Genomic DNA, 18,314 nt, shown 5'->3' with positions numbered 1-18,314 from the left:
GCGGGGTCGCGGCGGCCGCCGTAGGGCGTGGTCTCGGCCGCGACGTGGACAGCCCGGTCGCCGGCGACGGCCGGGACGACGTCGAGCGGGTCGCCGTACCGGATGGTCAGGGGGATGCGCTCGGCGAGCTCGAGGACGGTGGCGGCGAGCCAGGCCCGGCGGGCCGGACCGGCGCCCGACCAGATGGCGGGATCGACGACGAACAGTGCGGTCACGGGACCGTCGTCGAGCGCTGCGAGGAGCGCCGGGTTGTCGCGCACGCGCAGGTCGCGGCGCAACCACAGGACAGAGGCCATGCACCTCAACGTAGCGACGGGGTGAGGAGGGCCACTCAACCCAGCCTCGATGTGACCCGCCCAACAGGTCTAGGGTGCCCAGTGGAAATCCCCGGACGCATTAGCACACAAAGGACTGGGTACGTCGTGGACTTGATGGAGTACCAGGCGAAGGAACTCTTCGCAAAGCATGGAGTGGCTGGCGCCCTCGGCATCACCGTTGAGACTCCGGAGGACGCTCGCGCGGCCGCGGAGAAGATCGGTGGCGTCGTCGTCGTCAAGGCCCAGGTCAAGGCCGGAGGCCGTGGCAAGGCAGGTGGCGTCAAGGTCGCCAAGACGCCCGAGGAGGCCGAGGAGCACGCCCGCGCGATCCTGGACCTCGAGATCAAGGGTCTCCCGGTCAACCGGGTGCTCGTGGTCCCCGGTGCGTCGATCGAGGAGGAGTACTACTTCTCCTTCCTGCTCGACCGCGCCAACCGTTCCTACCTCTGCATCGCGAGCGTCGAGGGCGGTGTGGAGATCGAAGAGGTCGCCAAGACCAACCCGGACGCCGTGAAGAAGATCCCGATCGACGCCGGCACCGGTGTCGACGAGGCGAAGGCGACCGCCATCGTCGACGAGGCCGGCTTCCCCGCCGAGCTGCGCGACCAGGCGATCCAGATGGTCCAGCAGCTGTGGACGGTCTTCACCGAGGAGGACGCCACGCTCGTCGAGGTCAACCCGCTCGCGCGGCTGACCGGTGACAAGCTCGAGGCGCTCGACGGCAAGGTCTCGCTCGACGAGAACGCCGAGTTCCGTCACCCCGAGCACGCCGCCTTCGAGATCCGCGAAGAGGCCGACCCGCTCGAGGCGAAGGCCAAGGACAAGGGCCTCAACTACGTCAAGCTCGACGGTGCTGTCGGCATCATCGGCAACGGCGCGGGCCTGGTCATGTCGACCCTCGACGTCGTCGCCTACGCCGGCGAGAACCACGGCGGCGTCAAGCCCGCCAACTTCCTCGACATCGGTGGCGGCGCCAACGCGCAGGTCATGGCCGACGGCCTCGACGTGATCCTCAACGACGAGCAGGTCAAGAGCGTGTTCGTCAACGTCTTCGGTGGCATCACCGCGTGTGACGAGGTCGCCAACGGCATCAAGGGTGCCCTGGAGATCCTCGGCGACGCGGCCACCAAGCCGCTCGTCGTCCGCCTCGACGGCAACAACGTCGAGGAGGGTCGCCGGATCCTCAACGAGCTGAACCACCCGTTGGTGACCCAGGTCGACACCATGGACGGTGCGGCCGACAAGGCCGCCGAGCTGGCGAACGCCTGAGGACGGAGAGAATCCCATGAGCATTTTTCTGAACAAGGACTCCAAGATCATCGTCCAGGGCATGACCGGCGGGATGGGTGCCAAGCACACCACCCTCATGGTCGAGTCCGGCGCCAACGTCGTGGGCGGCGTCAACGCCCGCAAGGCCGGCACCACGGTCGAGCTCGGCGGCAAGGAGCTGCCGGTCTTCGGCAGCGTCGCCGAGGCGATGAAGGAGACGGGCGCCGACGTGTCGGTCGCCTTCGTGCCGCCGGCGTTCACCAAGGACGCCGCGATCGAGGCCATCGACGCCGAGATCCCGCTGCTCGTCGTCATCACCGAGGGCGTTCCCGTCCAGGACACCGCCGAGGTCGTTGCCTACCTCGAGGGCAGGTCCACCCGGATGATCGGCCCCAACTGCCCCGGCATCATCACGCCGGACGAGTCGCTGGCCGGCATCACCCCGCACACCATCGCGGGCAAGGGCCCGGTCGGTCTCGTGTCGAAGTCGGGCACCCTGACCTACCAGATGATGTACGAGCTGCGTGACTTCGGCTTCTCCACGGCCATCGGCATCGGCGGCGACCCGATCGTGGGCACCACCCACATCGACGCGCTGCAGGCGTTCGAGGACGACCCGGAGACCAAGCTGATCGTGATGATCGGTGAGATCGGCGGCGACGCCGAGGAGCGTGCGGCCGACTACATCAAGGCCAACATCACCAAGCCGGTCGTCGGCTACGTCGCGGGCTTCACCGCCCCCGAGGGCAAGACCATGGGCCACGCCGGCGCCATCGTGTCCGGCTCCGCGGGCACCGCTGCCGCGAAGCAGGAAGCCCTCGAGGCCGTGGGCGTGAAGGTCGGCAAGACGCCGTCCGCCACCGCCGCCCTGGCGCGGGAGATCCTGCAGGGCCTCTGATCCACCTGTCTGTACCCACCCTGGAGCTCTCCAGGGTGGGTACAGCTGTCTTCAGGGCGTGGCAGCCGGGAGGGCGCCCTCGAAGGCCGCCATCGCCTCGACGGTCGCTGCGAGCAGGTCGGCGTCCTCGGTGATGCCCTCGTCGAGGTTGTTGGCCGGGTCCCACTCGCCGTACGTCGACGTCACCAGCAACGCGCGACCGACCTGCACGACCTCGATGACCTCGGCGCCGACGCCGACCTCACCGTCCTGCTCGTAGGTGTGGACGACCGTCGCAGCCGCCGGGCCGAAGGACGACTCGCGAACCTCGGTCAGCAGGCGGGCGCCGGGACCCACCTCCTCGGCCGGACAGGCGATCGCGGCTGCGCGGACGTCGCGCACCACGGCCTCGGGGCGAGAAGTGTCGTCGAAGAGCATCAGGTCGCGGGTGCTGGCGTACTCGTCGCCGCTGGCCTCCGCGGCCAGCCGGTCGGCGGGCGCGAGGCCGCGCAGCGGCTTGCGCCCGCAGAAGTCGAGGGATCGCATCCCGACGCTCTGGGCGGAGACGTGGACGTCGTCATGCATCTCGTCGGCCAACGGGAAGTCCTCGGGGATCACGGTCGCCGGCGACGAGGACCCGGGTGGCTTCCCAGGCCCTGGCTCGTGCTCCTGGCTGCATCCCGTGAGTGCGAGGGTCAGCAGGCCCAGCAGGAGGAGTCGTCGCATGCTCAGGAGACGCGCGGCTCCCAGCGATAGTTGTGACCGCTCAGCGCTGTGCGCTGGGCAGGTCGTCGAGGCGCTCCAGCGCGCGCTCGGCGATCGCGGTGAAGTCGTCACGCGCGATGGTCATGTCCCCGGCCGGCGTGAAGCCGACCTGGGAGACGGCGTTGCCGTCGCGCATGATCGCCATCCAGAACTGGATCGTGCGGTTGTCGGAGATCTCCACGTCGAGGTCCCAGACCGTCATCTCGACGTCCTTGCCCGAGCGGTCGACCAGCGTGTTCACGGAGGTGCCGAGGTTGGCCTGGCCGCACCTGCGGATGCGGCTGCGCACCTCGCCGACGAAGTCGCGGGCCCGGTCGGTCCGCGTCGTGGCCACCGTCTGGGTGAGCCCGAAGGTGGTGTCCTTCTTCGTCGCCGGGAACAGGAAGGTCCGGGTCAGGGCCTGCTTGAGGCCCTTGCCGCGGAACGTGGTGTTGTCGCACCGCGTGGCGGCGTAGTTGTTCCGCGCACGGACGGGATCGGTGCCGACCCACGGACCGACGGCGCCGGAGACGGGCGGCAGGTCGACCGCGGCCAGCAGCCCCGACGGCTGACCGATCGGGAACGGCTCGCTCGCGCGCAGCCGGGGCGGTCCGGCGCAGGCCCCGGCGCCCGGGGCGCCACAGGTGGCGTTGACGGCGGCGGCCAGCCCTGCGGCGGCCGTGCGGGCAGCCACCGGGGCACCGGTCGAGCGCACCATCGTCGTGACGGTGAGCTGGCCCGTGCGTGCGAGTCCCACGGCGATCCGGCTCGGGTTCTTGTTCCAGGTGCGCAGCATCAGCACCGTGGCCTCGTCGCCGACGCGCTGCACGGACTCGGTGGACAACAGCTGGGTGCGGGCGTCCAGGCAGTCGGCGTACCACCCGCGCGTGGTCTCGAACGCGGCGCGGGCCTGCGCCTGGTCGGCCGAGAGCTCCACGAACTCGATCGCGGTGGCTCGCTCCTCGGTGACCTTGCGCTTCTTCGCGGACTTCTTCCTCGCCGGCTTCGTGACCTGGGCCGTCCCGCTGAACGAGCGCACCAGCGCTCCCGCGCCCGCCGGGTCGGCGAAGCGCGTCTGCTGGCACGGCATCACCAGGCCCGAGCCCGCCAGGTTGTCGGAGGTCTCGGCCTCGCGCCAGGTGAGGCCGCGGCCGTAGCGCTCGGTCTGCGCGGCGGCCAGGAGTGTGCCGTCGTCGAGGGCCGGGGCGGCCTCGGCCGAGGCCTCGCGCACCGTGATGCCGGGCAGGGCGTTCTCCTGGTCGAGGCTGCTCGGCTCGGCGCCGCCGGAGGAGACGACCGTGCCCGAGACGAGGAGGGCAAGACCGACGGTCGCTGAGCCGATCAGTGTGTGGGTACGGCGACGGGTGGTGCCCGTCCGGCGGATGATCGGGCCGCGTGGCCAGCGGGTGTCGATCAGCGGAGCCCGCAGCGCGTCGAGCCGGAGCCGCACGTCGGTGCTCGGAACGGAGCGTGCCAGCGCGAACCGGGTGGTCGCGCTCTGCAGCGCGCGCTCGGTCTCGGCACGGGGGAGGCCCACCTCGCGGGCGATGTCGGCGAGCGGGAGCGGGGACAGGACCGTCAGCACCAGGGCCTTGCGCTCGTGGCCGCTGAGCTTGCCGAGCGCGTCCAGCGTCGCCCGGACGTTGGCGTCGACACCCTTGTCGCGGTGCCACGGGCGGGCGGCGTGCCGGCGCAGGGCCCGGCTGTGGGCGTGCGGGCGCACCCATGCCTCGGGCTCCTCGAGCCGTCCCACCTTCGCCCAGTGGTGCCAGGCGACCGCGAACGCGTCGCGCACCGCGGTGCGCGCGGCGGGCAGGTCTCCGGTCAGCGCGTAGGTCTCGAGCAGGAGACGATCACGTGATCCGGCGTAAAAGGCGTCGAACGCTTCAGGGCTCCTCATGACCGCTCCACGGTACGGGGTCGCGGCGTGGCAGCGCGAACGCGCTCGGCGATCGGGTCATGATGGCGGAGCCATGACCTCCCTGCTTCTCGACCGCCGTGACCGCACCACCAGCCCCCGCGCGCAGCGACCGCTGGTCCTCGTCGCGACGCTGGGCGGGGCGGCGGCTGCCCTGGCACCGCTGCTGGTCTGCGTGGCGGTCGGCATCATCGGCTGGTTCGCCGCCGACGCCGGCGCCCACGGGGTCCCGCGCGACGGCATGCGGATGGGTGCGGTCGCCTGGTTGATGGCCCACGGCTCCGGGATCACCGTCTACGGCACCGCCGTGGGCATCGTGCCGCTCGGGCTGACCGCGATCTGCGCCTGGTCGATGTGGCGGCTGGGGCACCGTGTCGGGGAGGCCCTGTCGGGCCACGGCCCCGACTCCGACCGGATCTCCGACGGCGAGCGCGACCTGACCGTGCCCATGGGCTCTGGGCTGTTCTTCGTCGGCTACGCCCTCGTCGCGGTGGTGGTCGCAACCCTGACCGCGAGCGTCGAGACGACCCTGAGCGTGCCTCGGGTGGTGCTCTGGAGCCTGGGGATGTCGCTCGTCATCGCCGCGCCCGCCATTGCGATCGGCTCCGGTCGAGCAGCCATCTGGGCGACCTTCGTCCCGCCCGTCGTCCGGCAGGCCGCCGCCACGGCGGCGGTCGTCCTGACCGCCTTCCTCGCGCTCTCGACCGTCGTGTTCCTCGTCGCTCTGGCCTTCGGCGTCGGCGAGGCTGCCACGATGATGAGCCGCTTGCACCTCGGCGTGGGGGAGGGCGCGGTCTACGCCGTCGCCAACGCCGGCTTCGCGCCCAACGCCACCCTGTTCTCCGGCTCCTTCCTGCTCGGCCCGGGTTTCGCCGTGGGTGGCAACACCCTCGTCTCGCCCGGCACCGTCGTCCTGGGAGCGCTCCCGCTCTTCGCGCTGCTCGCCGCTCTGCCCGGCGTCGGTGCGCCCGGAGTCCTCCTGTCGTCGCTGGTGTGGCTGCCGCCGCTGGTGGCCGCGCTCGCGACCATGTGGTGGCAGCGCCGGCACCCGGCGCCGGGCTGGCGCGAGGCCGCCCTGCGCGGCTGCGGCGGCGGGATCGTGGCCGGTGTCGTCTTCGCCCTGCTCGCTTCGGTCGCCGGCGGTGCAGCCGGTCCGGGCCGGATGCGCCATGTCGGGCCCTTCGTGCCGGACGTGCTGGTCGCCGCGATCACGGCCTTCGGGCTCGGCGGCCTGGTCGGTGCCGTGGCCATGGCCTGGTACCAGCGCCGTGGCAGCGACGTCGCGCCCTAGAATCCGCCGCGTGACCTCTCGTCTTGTCGTCCTCGTCTCCGGTGCAGGCACCAACCTCCAGGCCCTGATCGACGCCTGCGCCGATCCGGCGTACGGCGCCCAGGTCGTCGCCGTCGGTGCCGACCGTGACGACATCGAGGGCCTGGCGCGGGCCGACCGCGCCGGCATCCCCACCTTCGTCAAGCAGGTGTCGCAGTTCACCAGCCGCGAGCACTGGGACCGGGCCATGGCGACCTCGGTCGCGGGCTTCGAACCCGACCTGATCGTGCTCGCGGGCTTCATGAAGCTGGTCAGTGACGACTTCCTGGCCCGGTTCGAGCACCGGGTCGTGAACACGCACCCGGCGCTGTCCCCGTCGTTCCCCGGCATGCACGGTCCGGCGGATGCCCTGGCCTACGGCGTCAAGGTCACCGGCGCGACGCTCTTCCTGGTCGACGGCGGCATCGACACCGGCCCGATCGTGGCCCAGACGGCCGTCCCGGTCGAGGACGACGACGACGTCGAGTCCCTGCACGAGCGGATCAAGGCGGCCGAGCGGGAGATGCTCGTCGACGCGGTCGGCCGGATCGCCCACGGCAGCCTGGTCGTCGAGGGACGCAAGGTGCACATCGGCCCCGCGGCCCCGTAGGCTGACCCCCACACGACTGGCGCAGGTGGGTGACCACCAGGGAGTGAAGCCGTGGAGCATCGAACGCCTGGGTGCTCCCCTCCGCAGCGACTTTTGGAGCAGCCCCGTGTCCCAACGCCCCCATGACCAGATCCCGATCAAGCGCGCGCTGGTCTCCGTCTACGACAAGGCCGGGCTCGACGAGCTCGTCCGCGGGCTGCACGACGCCGGTGTCGAGCTGGTCTCCACCGGTGGCTCCGCCAAGCTGATCGCCGACCTCGGCCTGCCCGTCACGAAGGTCGAGGACCTCACCGGCTTCCCCGAGTGCCTCGACGGCCGGGTCAAGACCCTCCACCCGCGCGTGCACGCCGGCATCCTGGCCGACCGTCGCCTCGACACCCACGTCCAGCAGCTGGCCGACCTCGGCGTCGAGCCCTTCGACCTGGTCGTGTCCAACCTCTACCCCTTCACCCAGACCGTCGCCTCGGGCGCGAGCCCCGACGAGTGCGTCGAGCAGATCGACATCGGCGGCCCCTCGATGGTGCGCGCTGCCGCGAAGAACCACCCCTCGGTCGCCATCGTCACCTCGCCTGCGCGGTACGCCGACGTGCTGGCCGCCGTCGCTGCCGGGGGCTTCACCCTGGACGCCCGCAAGGCGCTGGCCGCCGAGGCGTTCGTGCACACCGCGACGTACGACGTGCACGTGGCGTCCTGGATGGGCAACGTCCTGACCGACTCCAGCGACGACACGGGCTTCCCGGCGTGGATGGGCGCGACCTGGGAGAAGGACGCGGTGCTGCGCTACGGCGAGAACCCGCACCAGTCGGCCGCGATCTACTCCAACGGCCACCTCCCCGGCGGTCCCGGGCTCGCGCAGGCGACCCAGCACCACGGCAAGGAGATGTCCTACAACAACTACGTCGACGCCGACGCGGCCCGGCGCGCCGCCTACGACTTCGACCAGCCCGCGGTGGCGATCATCAAGCACGCCAACCCGTGCGGCATCGCGGTCGGCGCGGACGTCGCCGACGCCCACCGCAAGGCCCACGCCTGCGACCCGGTCTCGGCGTTCGGCGGCGTGATCGCCACCAACGTGCCCGTGTCGGTCGAGATGGCCAGGCAGGTCGCGGAGATCTTCACCGAGGTCGTCGTCGCCCCGGGCTACGAGGACGGCGCTGTCGAGATCCTCGCGGCGAAGAAGAACATCCGGATCCTCGAGTCGGCCCCGCTGCCGCGTGGCGGCACCGAGATCCGCGCGATCTCCGGCGGCCTGCTCGTGCAGCAGCGCGACGTCATCGACGCCGTCGTCGACGGTGGCGGCGACGACCCGTCGACCTGGACGCTCGCGACCGGCACGGCCGCCTCGGCCGAGGTGCTGGCCGACCTCGCCTTCGCCTGGCGCGCCTGCCGGGCCGTGAAGTCCAACGCGATCCTGCTCGCGGCCGACGGCGCCTCGGTCGGTGTCGGCATGGGCCAGGTCAACCGCGTCGACTCCTGCCGCCTCGCGGTCGAGCGCGCGGGGGAGCGGGCCGTCGGCTCGGTCGCGGCCTCCGACGCCTTCTTCCCCTTCGCCGACGGTGCCCAGGTGCTGATCGACGGTGGCGTGACGGCGATCGTCCAGCCCGGTGGCTCGGTGCGCGACAACGAGGTCATCGAGGCCGCCGAGAAGGCCGGCATCACGATGTACTTCACCGGCGCCAGGCACTTCTTCCACTGACCGGTGATATCTTGACGTCAAGATATCGGGGGAGGGTGATGTGGTGACGAGATGGCTGCGGGCGATCCTGCCGCCCACGAAGCTCGAACGGGACCTGGCGCTGCAGAGCGTGTTGTCGGCGTTCGCGACCGGCTCGTTCCTCACCGGCACGGCCGTGTTCTTCACCCAGATCGTCGGCCTCACCGGGGCGCAGATCGGTCTGGGCATGTCGGCCGCGGCCTTCGTCACCCTCGCGCTGTCGATCCCGCTCGGTCGCCTCGGCGACCGGGTCGGCGCCAAGCGGCTCTGGGTGATCAGTGCTCTCCTCGAGGCGCTGCTCTACCTCGCCTGGCCGCTCGCCTCGGGCTTCATCTCGTTCGTGGTCCTGCTCGCCGTGCTGGCGTCGGTCGAGACGGCGGGGCGCTCGGCGCGCAACGTCTACCGGATCGAGGTCTTCCCGCGCGACAAGCGGGTCGGCGCCATGGCCTACCAGCGGGCTGCACGCAACGTCGGCTACTCCCTGGGTGCCGGTACGGCGGGCGTGGCCCTCGGCATCGGGACCCGGGAAGCCATCATCGCCATCCCCCTCATCACCGCCGCCCTGTTGTCGATCAACGCGGTCATGGTCTCGTTCCTGCCCGCGATCAAGCGGAAGGTGGAGGTCTCGACCGGGCCCGACCTGCACATCACCCCGGCGGCGCTGAAGAACAAGGGCTTCCTGGTCCTGGGGGTGTGCAACGGGGTGCTCTCCTCCAACCAGATCCTGCTCAACGTCGTCGTGCCGCTCTGGCTGGTCGAGCGCACCGACGCGCCGCACACTCTGCTGGCGTGGCTGTTCGGGACCAATACGGTGCTGGCAGTCCTGCTCCAGGTCCGTGCCTCGCGGGGTGCCGACTCGGTGAACGGGTCGCTGCGCGCCGTACGCCGATCGGGCTGGGCGTTCGTGTTGTCGTGCCTGGTCCTGAGCGTGACCCACGAGACCGTCGGCTGGGTCTCCATCGTGCTGATCTGGATCGGCCACATCACCATCACTGGCGCCGAGCTCTGGCAGTCGGCCTCGGACTGGGGCTTCACCGCCGAGCTGTCCGACCCGCGCCGGATGGGCGACTACCAAGGTGTGTGGGGCCTCGGCTACCAGATCGAGCCGCTCGTCTTCCCCGCGCTCTACACCTTCCTCGCCCTCACCTGGGGCGCGCCAGGCTGGGCGGTGATCGCCCTCATCGGCATCACGGCCGCTGCCGTCTCCCACCCGGCGGCCCGGGCCGCCGAGCGGTACCTTGCCCACCACGGTTCACCCGTGGCCGACACCACCCCTTCGCCCACCCTGGAGACCACGTGACTGCCCAGACTCTCGACGGCGCCGCAACGCTGCGCACCATCAAGGCCGAGCTCACCGAGCGCGTGGCCGCCCTCAAGGCGCGCGGGATCACCCCCGGGCTCGGCACCGTGCTCGTCGGCAACGACCCCGGCTCGCAGTGGTACGTCGGCGCCAAGCACAAGGACTGCGCGGAGCTGGGGATCTCCTCGATCCGCCGTGACCTGCCCGCCAGCGCCACCCAGGCCGAGGTGGAGGCCGTCATCGACGAGCTCAACGCCGACCCCGCCTGCACCGGCTTCCTGGTCCAGCAGCCCACCGGCCTCGACGAGTTCGCCCTGCTCTCGCGCGTCGATCCCGCCAAGGACGTCGACGGCCTGCACCCGACCAACCTCGGCAAGCTCGTGCTCGGTGAGGCCGGTCCGCTGCCGTGCACGCCGGTCGGCGCGATCGAGCTGCTGCGCCGCCACGGCGTGCAGATCGCCGGCGCCGAGGTGGCGGTCGTGGGCCGCGGACTGACCGTCGGCCGCCCGCTGGGGCTGCTGCTGACCCGCCGCTCGGAGAACGCCACGGTCACCTTGTGCCACACCGGCACCGTCGACCTGGCCGCCCACGTGCGGCACGCCGACATCGTGGTCGCCGCCGCCGGCGTCCCCGGCATCATCACCGGCGACATGGTCAAGCCGGGTGCCGCCGTGCTCGACGTCGGGGTCTCCCGCGTCGACGGCAAGGTCACCGGTGACGTGGCGCCCGACGTGTGGGACGTCGCGGGCTGGGTCTCGCCCAACCCCAAGGGTGTCGGACCGATGACCCGCGCCATGCTGCTGACCAATATCGTGGAGATCGCCGAACAGTCCCACCCCCAATGACGGGAATCTCGTGACCGATCCGCTCGAGCCGCCGCCGGACGATCGCGCCATCCGCCCGCCGGAGGACGTGCCGGCGATCTCGGCCGAGGACCTCGTCGACGGCGACCACCCCGACGAGGCGCCCGGTGAGCGGCGCTATCCCTCCACCATCGGCGGTGCGTTCTACCTGCTCGTGCTGCTGGTCACCGGCACCGGCCTGTTGTTGGCGTCCTTCAGCGACTGGCGCCTCGGGGTCCGGACCATCGGCGGCGCGCTGCTGCTCGCCGCCACGGTGCGCACGGTGCTGGGGCCTCGCGACGCCGGCATGCTCGCCGTACGACACAAGGCGCTCGACGTCGCGCTGCTGGTCGCGCTCGGGGTGGCGCTGATCTTCCTGAGCACCTCGATCCCCAACCAGCCGGGGCCGTAGCCGAACGGCCCGCCCGCTCCGAGGAGCAGACGGGCCGTGCGTGGGTCGTGCTGGGTCAGATGAGGCCGAGCTCGGTGACCGCGTCGCGCTCCTCGGAGAGCTCCGCGACCGAGGCGTCGATGCGACCGCGCGAGAACTCGTCGATCTCGAGGCCCTGGACGATCTCCCAGTCGCCGTCCTTGGTGGTGACGGGGAAGGAGGAGATGAGGCCCTCGGGCACGCCGTAGGAGCCGTCGGAGACGACCGCCATCGAGACCCAGTCGTCGGCGGCGGAGCCGAGCAGCCAGTCGCGCGCGGCGTCGACCGTGGCCGAGGCGGCCGAGGCGGCCGAGGACGAGCCCCGCGCCTCGATGATCGCGGCGCCGCGCTTGGCGACGGTCGGGATGAAGTCGTTCTCGATCCAGGCCTGGTCGCCCACGACCTCGGCGGCGTTCTTGCCGCCGACCTCGGCGTGGAAGAGGTCGGGGTACTGCGTGGCGGAGTGGTTGCCCCAGATCGTCATCTTCTTGATGTCGGTCACCGCAGCGCCGGTCTTGGCGGCGAGCTGCGAGATCGCGCGGTTGTGGTCGAGGCGGGTGAGCGCCGAGAACCGCTCGCGCGGGATGTCGGGGGCGTTGGTCATCGCGATCAGGGCGTTGGTGTTGGCCGGGTTGCCGGTGACACCGATGCGCACGTCGTCAGCGGCGACCGCGTTGAGGGCCTTGCCCTGCGCGGTGAAGATGGCGCCGTTGGCGGAGAGCAGGTCGCCACGCTCCATGCCGGGACCGCGCGGGCGCGCGCCGACGAGCAGGGCGAGGTTGACGCCGTCGAAGATCTTCTCGGCCTCGTGGCCGATCTCGATGCCCGCGAGGTTGGGGAAGGCGCAGTCGTCGAGCTCCATCACGACGCCCTCGAGCGTCTTGAGGGCCGGCTCGATCTCGAGCAGGCGCAGCTCGATCGGGCGGTCGCCCAGCAGCGAACCACTGGCGAGGCGGAAGAGCAGGCTGTAGCCGATCTGACCGGCCGCGCCGGTGACGGCGACCTTCAAGGGAGTGGTGCTCACGGGGACTCCTGTACGCGAAGTTGAGTGGTGGTTGATCTGCCGGCGACGCTAGCAGCGCCGCTCGTTGTCCGGCCCGGGAGGGCTGGCTGGCATTCTCCTCCCATGCCGAGCCTCGCCCCCGCCGCCCGTCGCTTCGTCCGGATCGCGGTCATCGCCCTGATCGCCCCGGGTCTGCTGGCCGCGGCCGGCTGCGGCGCAGGTGAGCCGCGCTCGATCGACCCGGCTGGCGTGGACGGCCTGGAGATCCCGACCGCGACCCCCGAGCCCGCCGACTTCGTGCGCGGGATCGACAACCCGTTCCTGCCGCTGTCGGCCGGGAGCGAGTGGACCTACGAGGCCGACCGCGGTCCCGACGTCGTCGTGCGGGTCGCCGACGAGAGACGGCGCATCGCCGGCGTCACCACGACCGCCGTGACGACCAGCGTCCGGCGTCGCCGTGGCGAGGAGACCTCGACGCGCTACTACGCCCAGGACCGCGCCGGCAACGTGTGGTCCTTCGGTGCCGCCAGCGGTGGGACCGACACCTGGCAGGCGGGCATCGGCGGCGCGCAGGCGGGCCTGGTCATGCCGGCCAGGCCGCGGGTCGGCGACGGATTCGTCCAGCAGTACGCCGCTGGCGTGGCCGAGGACCGGTCGTGGGTGCTCGACGTGGCGGCCAGCGTGTCGACGCCGTACGGCTCGTGGACCGACGCGATCGAGATCCGCGAGACGACGGCACTCGATGCCACCGTCGAGGCCGTGCGCCACTACGTGCGCGGTGTCGGCCTGGTGCGGACCGAGTCGGACACCAGCACGCTCGCGCTGGTGTCCTTCTCGGCCGACAGCTGATCAGTCGGGTCGACGCACCTGGGTGCGGCCGTCCTCGCCATCGTCCTCGATCGGCTGGCCCCACTCCTGGGCCGGGGGCTGCCCGGCGGGCTGGCCCCAGTGCTGGGGAGCGGTCTGGGCCGGGGGAGCGGCCTGTGTCGGCGGCTGGGCCGGCGGCTGGGCCCACTGCTGGGCCGGCGTCTGCTGGCCCCAGCCCTGCTGCTGCGGGGGCGCAGCGGGCGCCTGCCACTGCTGCGGGGGCTGGCCCTGGTTCCACTGCTGCTCGTAGCCGGCCGGGGGAGCGTAGGTCGCCTGCTGGCCACGACCGCCACCGAAGCTGAGGCCGGAGCCGGGGACCGGCTCGCTGCCGTGGCCGAAGACGAGCGGGTAGGTCAGGCCGGCGATGGCCGCGCCGACGAGCGGCGCCAGGATGAAAAGCCACAGCTGGATGATCGCGTCGGTGCCGCCGAAGACGCCGACGCCGATGGAGCGGGCCGGGTTGACCGACGTGCCCGTGGCGCCCATGGAGGCGAAGTGGATCATCGAGAGCGCGAGGCCGATGGCGAGCGGGCCCATCAGGGCCTGGAGCTCGTTGCGCTCGTCGGTGACGGCGAGGATGACGTACAGGAAGACCATCGTGAGCAGTGCCTCGAGCGCGAAGGCCGCCCACATGGCGTAGTTGCTGGCGCTCTGGTCGCCGAACGCGTTGGCGCCGATGTTGCCCTCGGAGGTGTAGCCCTCGAAGCCGTGCATCAGGCCGAACAGCAAGGCGCCGGCGATCAGGCCGCCGACGAGCTGGGCGCCGACGTAGACCGGTACGGAGCTCCACGGCAGGCGACCGCCGAGGACGGCGCCGAGCGTGACGGCGGGGTTGAAGTGTCCTCCGGAGATGCGGCCGACGGCGTAGGCCATCACCACGACGGTCAGGCCGAAGGTGAGGCCCGTGGTGATGTAGTCCCCGCCGCTCATCAGGGCGGCGCCGACGCCGAAGAACACGAGCACGAAGGTGCCCAGGACCTCGGCGGCGAACTTCTGGCCAGTGGTGGGTGTGTCGTCAATGCTGCTTGCGTCTGTCATCAACGCCTGCCTTCCTGAGAGGTCGAGCGCCCACCCCCGTGGACCACGGGCACTCTAGCGAGCGGAGGACTCCGGGTGCGAGGCTAGGCGCACGCGGCGTCAGGTATCTTGACGTCAAGTTAGTTTTCACGCCTCGTCCCAAGGAGCGCCCCGTACCCATGGCCAAGATCATCTACACCCACACCGATGAAGCACCCATGCTGGCGACGTACTCGTTCCTGCCGATCGTCGCGGCCTACGCCCGGACCGCGGGCGTCGAGGTCGAGACCCGCGACATCTCGGTCGCAGCGCGGATCATCAGCCAGTTCCCCGAGCGGCTGACCGAGGACCAGCGCCTCCCCGACGCGCTCGCCGAGCTGGGTGAGCTGGCCACCAAGCCCGAGGCCAACATCATCAAGCTGCCCAACGTGTCCGCCTCCATCCCGCAGCTCAAGGCCGCGATCAAGGAGCTGCAGGACAAGGGCTACGACCTCCCGGACTACCCCGAGAACCCGCAGTCCGACGAGGACAAGGCGACGCGCGCGAAGTACGACAAGGTCAAGGGCTCCGCGGTCAACCCGGTCCTGCGCGAGGGCAACTCCGATCGTCGTGCGCCCGGCGCGGTCAAGAACTACGCCAAGTCGCACCCGCACTCGATGGGTGCCTGGAGCGCCGACTCGCGCACCAACGTCGCGACCATGGACTCCGACGACTTCCGCCACAACGAGAAGTCCGTCGTGATGGCTGCCGACGACACCCTGCGCATCGAGCACACCGCCAAGGACGGCACCGTGACCGTGCTCAAGGACGAGCTCGCAGTGCTCGCCGGTGAGGTCATCGACGCCACCGTGATGCGCGTCGACGCGCTCAACGAGTTCCTCAAGGCGTCGATCGAGCGCGCCAAGGCCGACGACGTCCTCTTCTCGGTGCACCTCAAGGCCACGATGATGAAGGTCTCCGACCCGATCATCTTCGGCCACGTCGTGCGCGCCTTCTTCCCCAAGACCTTCGCGGCGTACGGCGACGCGCTGGCCGGTGCCGGCCTCAGCCCCAACGACGGGCTGGGCGGCATCCTCGGCGGCATCGGCACGCTGGACCAGGCTGACGCGATCAAGGCGTCCTTCGAGGCCGAGCTGGCCGACGGCCCCACGCTGGCCATGGTCGACTCCGACAAGGGCATCACCAACCTGCACGTGCCCTCCGACGTCATCGTCGACGCGAGCATGCCCGCGATGATCCGCACCAGCGGCCACATGTGGGGACCGGACGGCCAGGAGGCCGACACCCTCGCGGTGATCCCGGACTCGTCCTACGCCGGCGTCTTCCAGACCGTGATCGACGACTGCCGCGCCCACGGCGCCTTCGACCCCTCGACCATGGGCTCGGTCTCCAACGTCGGCCTGATGGCGAAGGCGGCCGAGGAGTACGGCTCGCACGACAAGACGTTCGAGGTGACCGCCGACGGCACGATCGCGATCGTGGCGTCCAACGGCGACGAGCTGATCAGCCACGACGTCGAGACCGGTGACATCTGGCGCGCCTGCCAGACCAAGGACGCCTCGATCCAGGACTGGGTCAAGCTCGCCGTGACGCGCGCCCGGGCCACCGGCTCGCCGGCCATCTTCTGGCTGGACGAGACCCGCGCCCACGACGCCAACCTGATCCAGAAGGTCAACGCCTACCTCCCGCAGCACGACACCTCCGGGCTGGACATCACCATCGCCGCCCCGGCCGCCGCGTGCGCGACCTCGATCGAGCGGATCCGTCGCGGCGAGGACACCATCTCGGTGACCGGCAACGTGCTGCGCGACTACAACACCGACCTGTTCCCGATCCTCGAGCTGGGCACCAGCGCCAAGATGCTCTCGATCGTGCCGCTGATGAACGGCGGCGGCCTGTTCGAGACCGGCGCCGGCGGCTCGGCCCCCAAGCACGTCCAGCAGCTCGTCAAGGAGAACTACCTGCGGTGGGACAGCCTCGGCGAGTTCTTCGCCCTGGCGGCCTCGCTCGAGCACCTCGCGGCCTACGACGACAACGCGCGGGCCAAGATCCTCAGCGACACCCTGGACCGCGCGACCGAGACGTTCCTCAACGAGGACCGCTCGCCCGGTCGCAAGCTCGGCACCATCGACAACCGCGGCTCGCACTTCTACCTCGGCCTCTACTGGGCCGAGGAGCTCGCCCAGCAGACCGACGACGCCGAGCTGGCGGCGGCCTTCGCCGCTCTTGCCGGCACGCTGCGCGAGAACGAGGCGAAGATCGTCGAGGAGCTGGTCAGCGTCCAGGGCTCGCCCGCGGACATCGGTGGCTACTACGAGCCCGACGACAAGCTCGCCGACGCGGTCATGCGTCCCAGCACCACCTTCAACGAGGCCCTCGCCTCGCTGTGATCCGAGTGCGCGCCGCGGGTCCGCCCGCGGCGCGCACGGTCACCGTGGGCGGCAGCACGCGTCTGCGGCTCGGGAATTGGTGGTCGGCTCCGCGCCTTGGAGAATGAGTGCAGATGACGACGACTCCCGAGGCCCCAGAGATCGACCACACCCCGGTGGTCCGCGCCCGCCACTTCGGGCTCGCGATCCTGGCGCTGGCCATGGGCGGCTTCGCGATCGGCACCACCGAGTTCGTGACGATGGGGCTGCTGCCGCAGATCGCCCGGGGCGTCGACGTCTCGATCCCCACCGGCGGTCACGTCATCTCGGCCTATGCCCTCGGTGTCGTCGTCGGTGCTCCCGTGCTGGCCTTCCTGGGCGCCCGGCTGCCGCGGCGCGCCCTGCTGGTCGCGCTGATGGTCGCCTTCGCGCTGGGAAACGCCGCCAGCGCCCTCGCCACGTCGTACGGCGCCCTGATGGTCGCCCGCTTCGCCGCCGGCCTGCCCCACGGTGCCTACTTCGGTGTCGCGTCACTGCTGGCGGCCAGCATGGCGAGCCCGGCCCGCAAGGGCCGTGCCGTCGCGGCGGTCATGCTCGGACTGAGCGTGGCCAACGTCCTCGGCGTACCAGCGGCGACGTGGTTGGGACAGAACCTCGGTTGGCGCATCGCCTTCTGGGTCGTCACCGCGCTCGGCGTCATCACGCTGGCGCTGGTGCTGGCGTTCGTGCCCAGCTGTCCCGGCGACGGTGAGGCCAGCGGGCGCCGCGAGCTCGCGGCGTTCCGGCTGCCGCAGGTCTGGCTGACCCTGCTGGCCGGCGCCATCGGCTTCGGCGGCATGTTCGCGGTCTACACCTACATCGCCCCGACCGTCACCGAGGTCGGCGGGCTGGGGGAGTCGGCCGTGCCGGTCTTCCTGCTGTCGTTCGGCCTCGGCATGGTCGGCGGCACGTGGCTGGCGGGGGTGATGGCCGACTGGTCGATCTTCCGGTCGCTGCTGATCGGTGCTGCCGGCATGGGGGCCACGCTGATGCTCTTCTGGCTGACCGCTCCCGGCGGCTGGCTGGCGCTGCCCGTGGTCTTCGCGATCACGGCGCTCGGGTCGGTGCTCGTGGTCAACCTCCAGCTGCGGCTGATGGACGTCGCGGGCGAGGCCCAGACGCTGGGCGCCGCGATGAACCACGCCTCGCTCAACGTCGCCAACGCCCTCGGCGCCTGGCTGGGCGGGCTCGTCATCGCCGCCGGCTGGGGCTACCGCGCGCCGGCGCTCGTCGGTGTCGCGCTGAGCATCGGCGGCTTCGTCGTGCTGGTGCTCTCGGTCGCCGTGCACCGGCGTCACCGGATCGCAACCGTGCCGGCGTCCGAACTTACGAAGGCGTAACGCTGCGTCCATCGGTCGTTCGCACGCGTCGCGCACGCTGGGGCCATGAACGAGTACTCGTCCTCCGAGATCCCCGAAGCCGAGCTCGACCGCCGTCGTGCACTGCGCGATCGGCGTACGCACGACCTGGTGGAGCTGATCGCCCGTCGCCGTGAGCTGGCCGGCGTCAACCCATGGGCGGACCAGCTGATCGAGGGCGTGGCCTGGACCGCGTGAACGGTCCGGACCACGCCCTCGGCGCTGCTCGGTCAGTGCTGGGTCAGCGCTGGGTCACAGGGTCCAGCAGTTGCTCCACTGCGGCAGGCCCGCGAAGCGGCCCTCGAAGAACATCGCGGCCTCCGTGCCGAAC

The 18,314-nt window shown here is 71.1% G+C and carries 17 protein-coding genes and 1 riboswitch; of the genes, 12 read left to right on the top strand and 5 right to left on the bottom strand.

The window, feature by feature from the left end:
- The coding region (locus CF8_RS23235; RefSeq protein ID WP_036491144.1) for a deoxyribodipyrimidine photo-lyase at nucleotides 1–296 on the bottom strand (296 nt) is incomplete at its 3' end.
- 126 nt (nucleotides 297–422) lie between these two features.
- On the opposite strand from CF8_RS23235, the gene sucC reads away from it, so the two are divergent.
- Both sucC and sucD read left to right on the top strand, forming a co-directional pair.
- Nucleotides 423–1,586, top strand: coding sequence for an ADP-forming succinate--CoA ligase subunit beta (gene sucC / locus CF8_RS14895; protein WP_010833934.1), 1,164 nt, complete (start codon nucleotides 423–425; stop codon nucleotides 1,584–1,586).
- Between the two features lie 16 nt (nucleotides 1,587–1,602).
- Nucleotides 1,603–2,484, top strand: a complete 882-nt coding sequence (gene sucD, locus CF8_RS14890) for a succinate--CoA ligase subunit alpha (protein ID WP_010833933.1) — start codon at nucleotides 1,603–1,605, stop codon at nucleotides 2,482–2,484.
- 51 nt (nucleotides 2,485–2,535) lie between these two features.
- On the opposite strand, the gene CF8_RS14885 is transcribed toward sucD, so the two are convergent.
- Nucleotides 2,536–3,189, bottom strand: a complete 654-nt coding sequence (locus CF8_RS14885; protein WP_010833932.1) for a hypothetical protein — start codon at nucleotides 3,187–3,189, stop codon at nucleotides 2,536–2,538.
- Between the two features lie 40 nt (nucleotides 3,190–3,229).
- Nucleotides 3,230–5,107, bottom strand: a complete 1,878-nt coding sequence (locus CF8_RS14880) for a hypothetical protein (RefSeq protein ID WP_010833931.1) — start codon at nucleotides 5,105–5,107, stop codon at nucleotides 3,230–3,232.
- A gap of 73 nt (nucleotides 5,108–5,180) precedes the next feature.
- Between CF8_RS14880 and CF8_RS22070 the strand changes: the two genes are divergently transcribed.
- From CF8_RS22070 to CF8_RS14850, 6 genes are all read left to right on the top strand, one after another.
- The gene (locus tag CF8_RS22070; RefSeq protein WP_051204229.1) at nucleotides 5,181–6,416 is read left to right on the top strand and encodes a cell division protein PerM; all 1,236 of its coding nucleotides are present in this window, start codon (nucleotides 5,181–5,183) and stop codon (nucleotides 6,414–6,416) included.
- 10 nt (nucleotides 6,417–6,426) lie between these two features.
- The gene (purN, locus tag CF8_RS14870) at nucleotides 6,427–7,044 is read left to right on the top strand and encodes a phosphoribosylglycinamide formyltransferase (RefSeq protein ID WP_010833929.1); all 618 of its coding nucleotides are present in this window, start codon (nucleotides 6,427–6,429) and stop codon (nucleotides 7,042–7,044) included.
- Nucleotides 7,045–7,046: 2 nt separating this feature from the next.
- Nucleotides 7,047–7,124, top strand: a riboswitch (ZMP/ZTP riboswitch).
- 26 nt (nucleotides 7,125–7,150) lie between these two features.
- The gene (gene purH, locus CF8_RS14865) at nucleotides 7,151–8,740 is read left to right on the top strand and encodes a bifunctional phosphoribosylaminoimidazolecarboxamide formyltransferase/IMP cyclohydrolase (RefSeq protein ID WP_010833928.1); all 1,590 of its coding nucleotides are present in this window, start codon (nucleotides 7,151–7,153) and stop codon (nucleotides 8,738–8,740) included.
- Between the two features lie 43 nt (nucleotides 8,741–8,783).
- Nucleotides 8,784–10,058: an MFS transporter gene (locus CF8_RS14860; RefSeq protein WP_198016852.1), complete on the top strand. Its 1,275-nt coding sequence runs from the start codon at nucleotides 8,784–8,786 to the stop codon at nucleotides 10,056–10,058.
- Nucleotides 10,055–10,903, top strand: coding sequence for a bifunctional methylenetetrahydrofolate dehydrogenase/methenyltetrahydrofolate cyclohydrolase (locus CF8_RS14855; protein WP_010833926.1), 849 nt, complete (start codon nucleotides 10,055–10,057; stop codon nucleotides 10,901–10,903). The genes CF8_RS14860 and CF8_RS14855 overlap by 4 nt, the downstream gene beginning before the upstream one ends.
- A 10-nt stretch (nucleotides 10,904–10,913) precedes the next feature.
- On the top strand, nucleotides 10,914–11,312 hold the full coding sequence (locus CF8_RS14850) for a DUF3017 domain-containing protein (protein WP_010833925.1): 399 nt from the start codon (nucleotides 10,914–10,916) through the stop codon (nucleotides 11,310–11,312).
- Between the two features lie 55 nt (nucleotides 11,313–11,367).
- Here CF8_RS14850 and CF8_RS14845 read toward each other — a convergent pair whose 3' ends face one another.
- Complete coding sequence (locus CF8_RS14845; RefSeq protein WP_010833924.1) at nucleotides 11,368–12,354, bottom strand: malate dehydrogenase; 987 nt, start codon at nucleotides 12,352–12,354, stop codon at nucleotides 11,368–11,370.
- Between the two features lie 102 nt (nucleotides 12,355–12,456).
- Here CF8_RS14845 and CF8_RS14840 point away from each other — a divergent pair, with 102 nt between their 5' ends.
- Nucleotides 12,457–13,182, top strand: a complete 726-nt coding sequence (locus tag CF8_RS14840; RefSeq protein ID WP_010833923.1) for a hypothetical protein — start codon at nucleotides 12,457–12,459, stop codon at nucleotides 13,180–13,182.
- Here the strand turns inward: CF8_RS14840 and CF8_RS14835 are convergent, their stop codons facing one another.
- The gene (locus CF8_RS14835; RefSeq protein WP_010833922.1) at nucleotides 13,183–14,238 is read right to left on the bottom strand and encodes an MIP/aquaporin family protein; all 1,056 of its coding nucleotides are present in this window, start codon (nucleotides 14,236–14,238) and stop codon (nucleotides 13,183–13,185) included.
- Between the two features lie 158 nt (nucleotides 14,239–14,396).
- Between CF8_RS14835 and CF8_RS14830 the strand changes: the two genes are divergently transcribed.
- From CF8_RS14830 to CF8_RS22065, 3 genes are all read left to right on the top strand, one after another.
- Nucleotides 14,397–16,607 carry an NADP-dependent isocitrate dehydrogenase gene (locus CF8_RS14830; RefSeq protein ID WP_010833921.1) on the top strand — a complete coding sequence of 737 codons (2,211 nt, stop codon included), beginning with the start codon at nucleotides 14,397–14,399 and terminating at the stop codon, nucleotides 16,605–16,607.
- 113 nt (nucleotides 16,608–16,720) lie between these two features.
- Nucleotides 16,721–17,965: an MFS transporter gene (locus CF8_RS14825; protein WP_036491139.1), complete on the top strand. Its 1,245-nt coding sequence runs from the start codon at nucleotides 16,721–16,723 to the stop codon at nucleotides 17,963–17,965.
- A gap of 45 nt (nucleotides 17,966–18,010) precedes the next feature.
- Nucleotides 18,011–18,181, top strand: coding sequence for a hypothetical protein (locus CF8_RS22065; protein WP_156887232.1), 171 nt, complete (start codon nucleotides 18,011–18,013; stop codon nucleotides 18,179–18,181).
- The last annotated feature ends 133 nt before the right edge of the window (nucleotides 18,182–18,314 follow it).

It is taken from the genome of Nocardioides sp. CF8, assembly GCF_000389985.1.
Classification (GTDB): domain Bacteria; phylum Actinomycetota; class Actinomycetes; order Propionibacteriales; family Nocardioidaceae; genus Nocardioides; species Nocardioides allogilvus.
The sequence above is the reverse complement of the archived record's forward strand: the minus strand, read 5'-3'. Positions and strand labels throughout refer to the sequence as shown.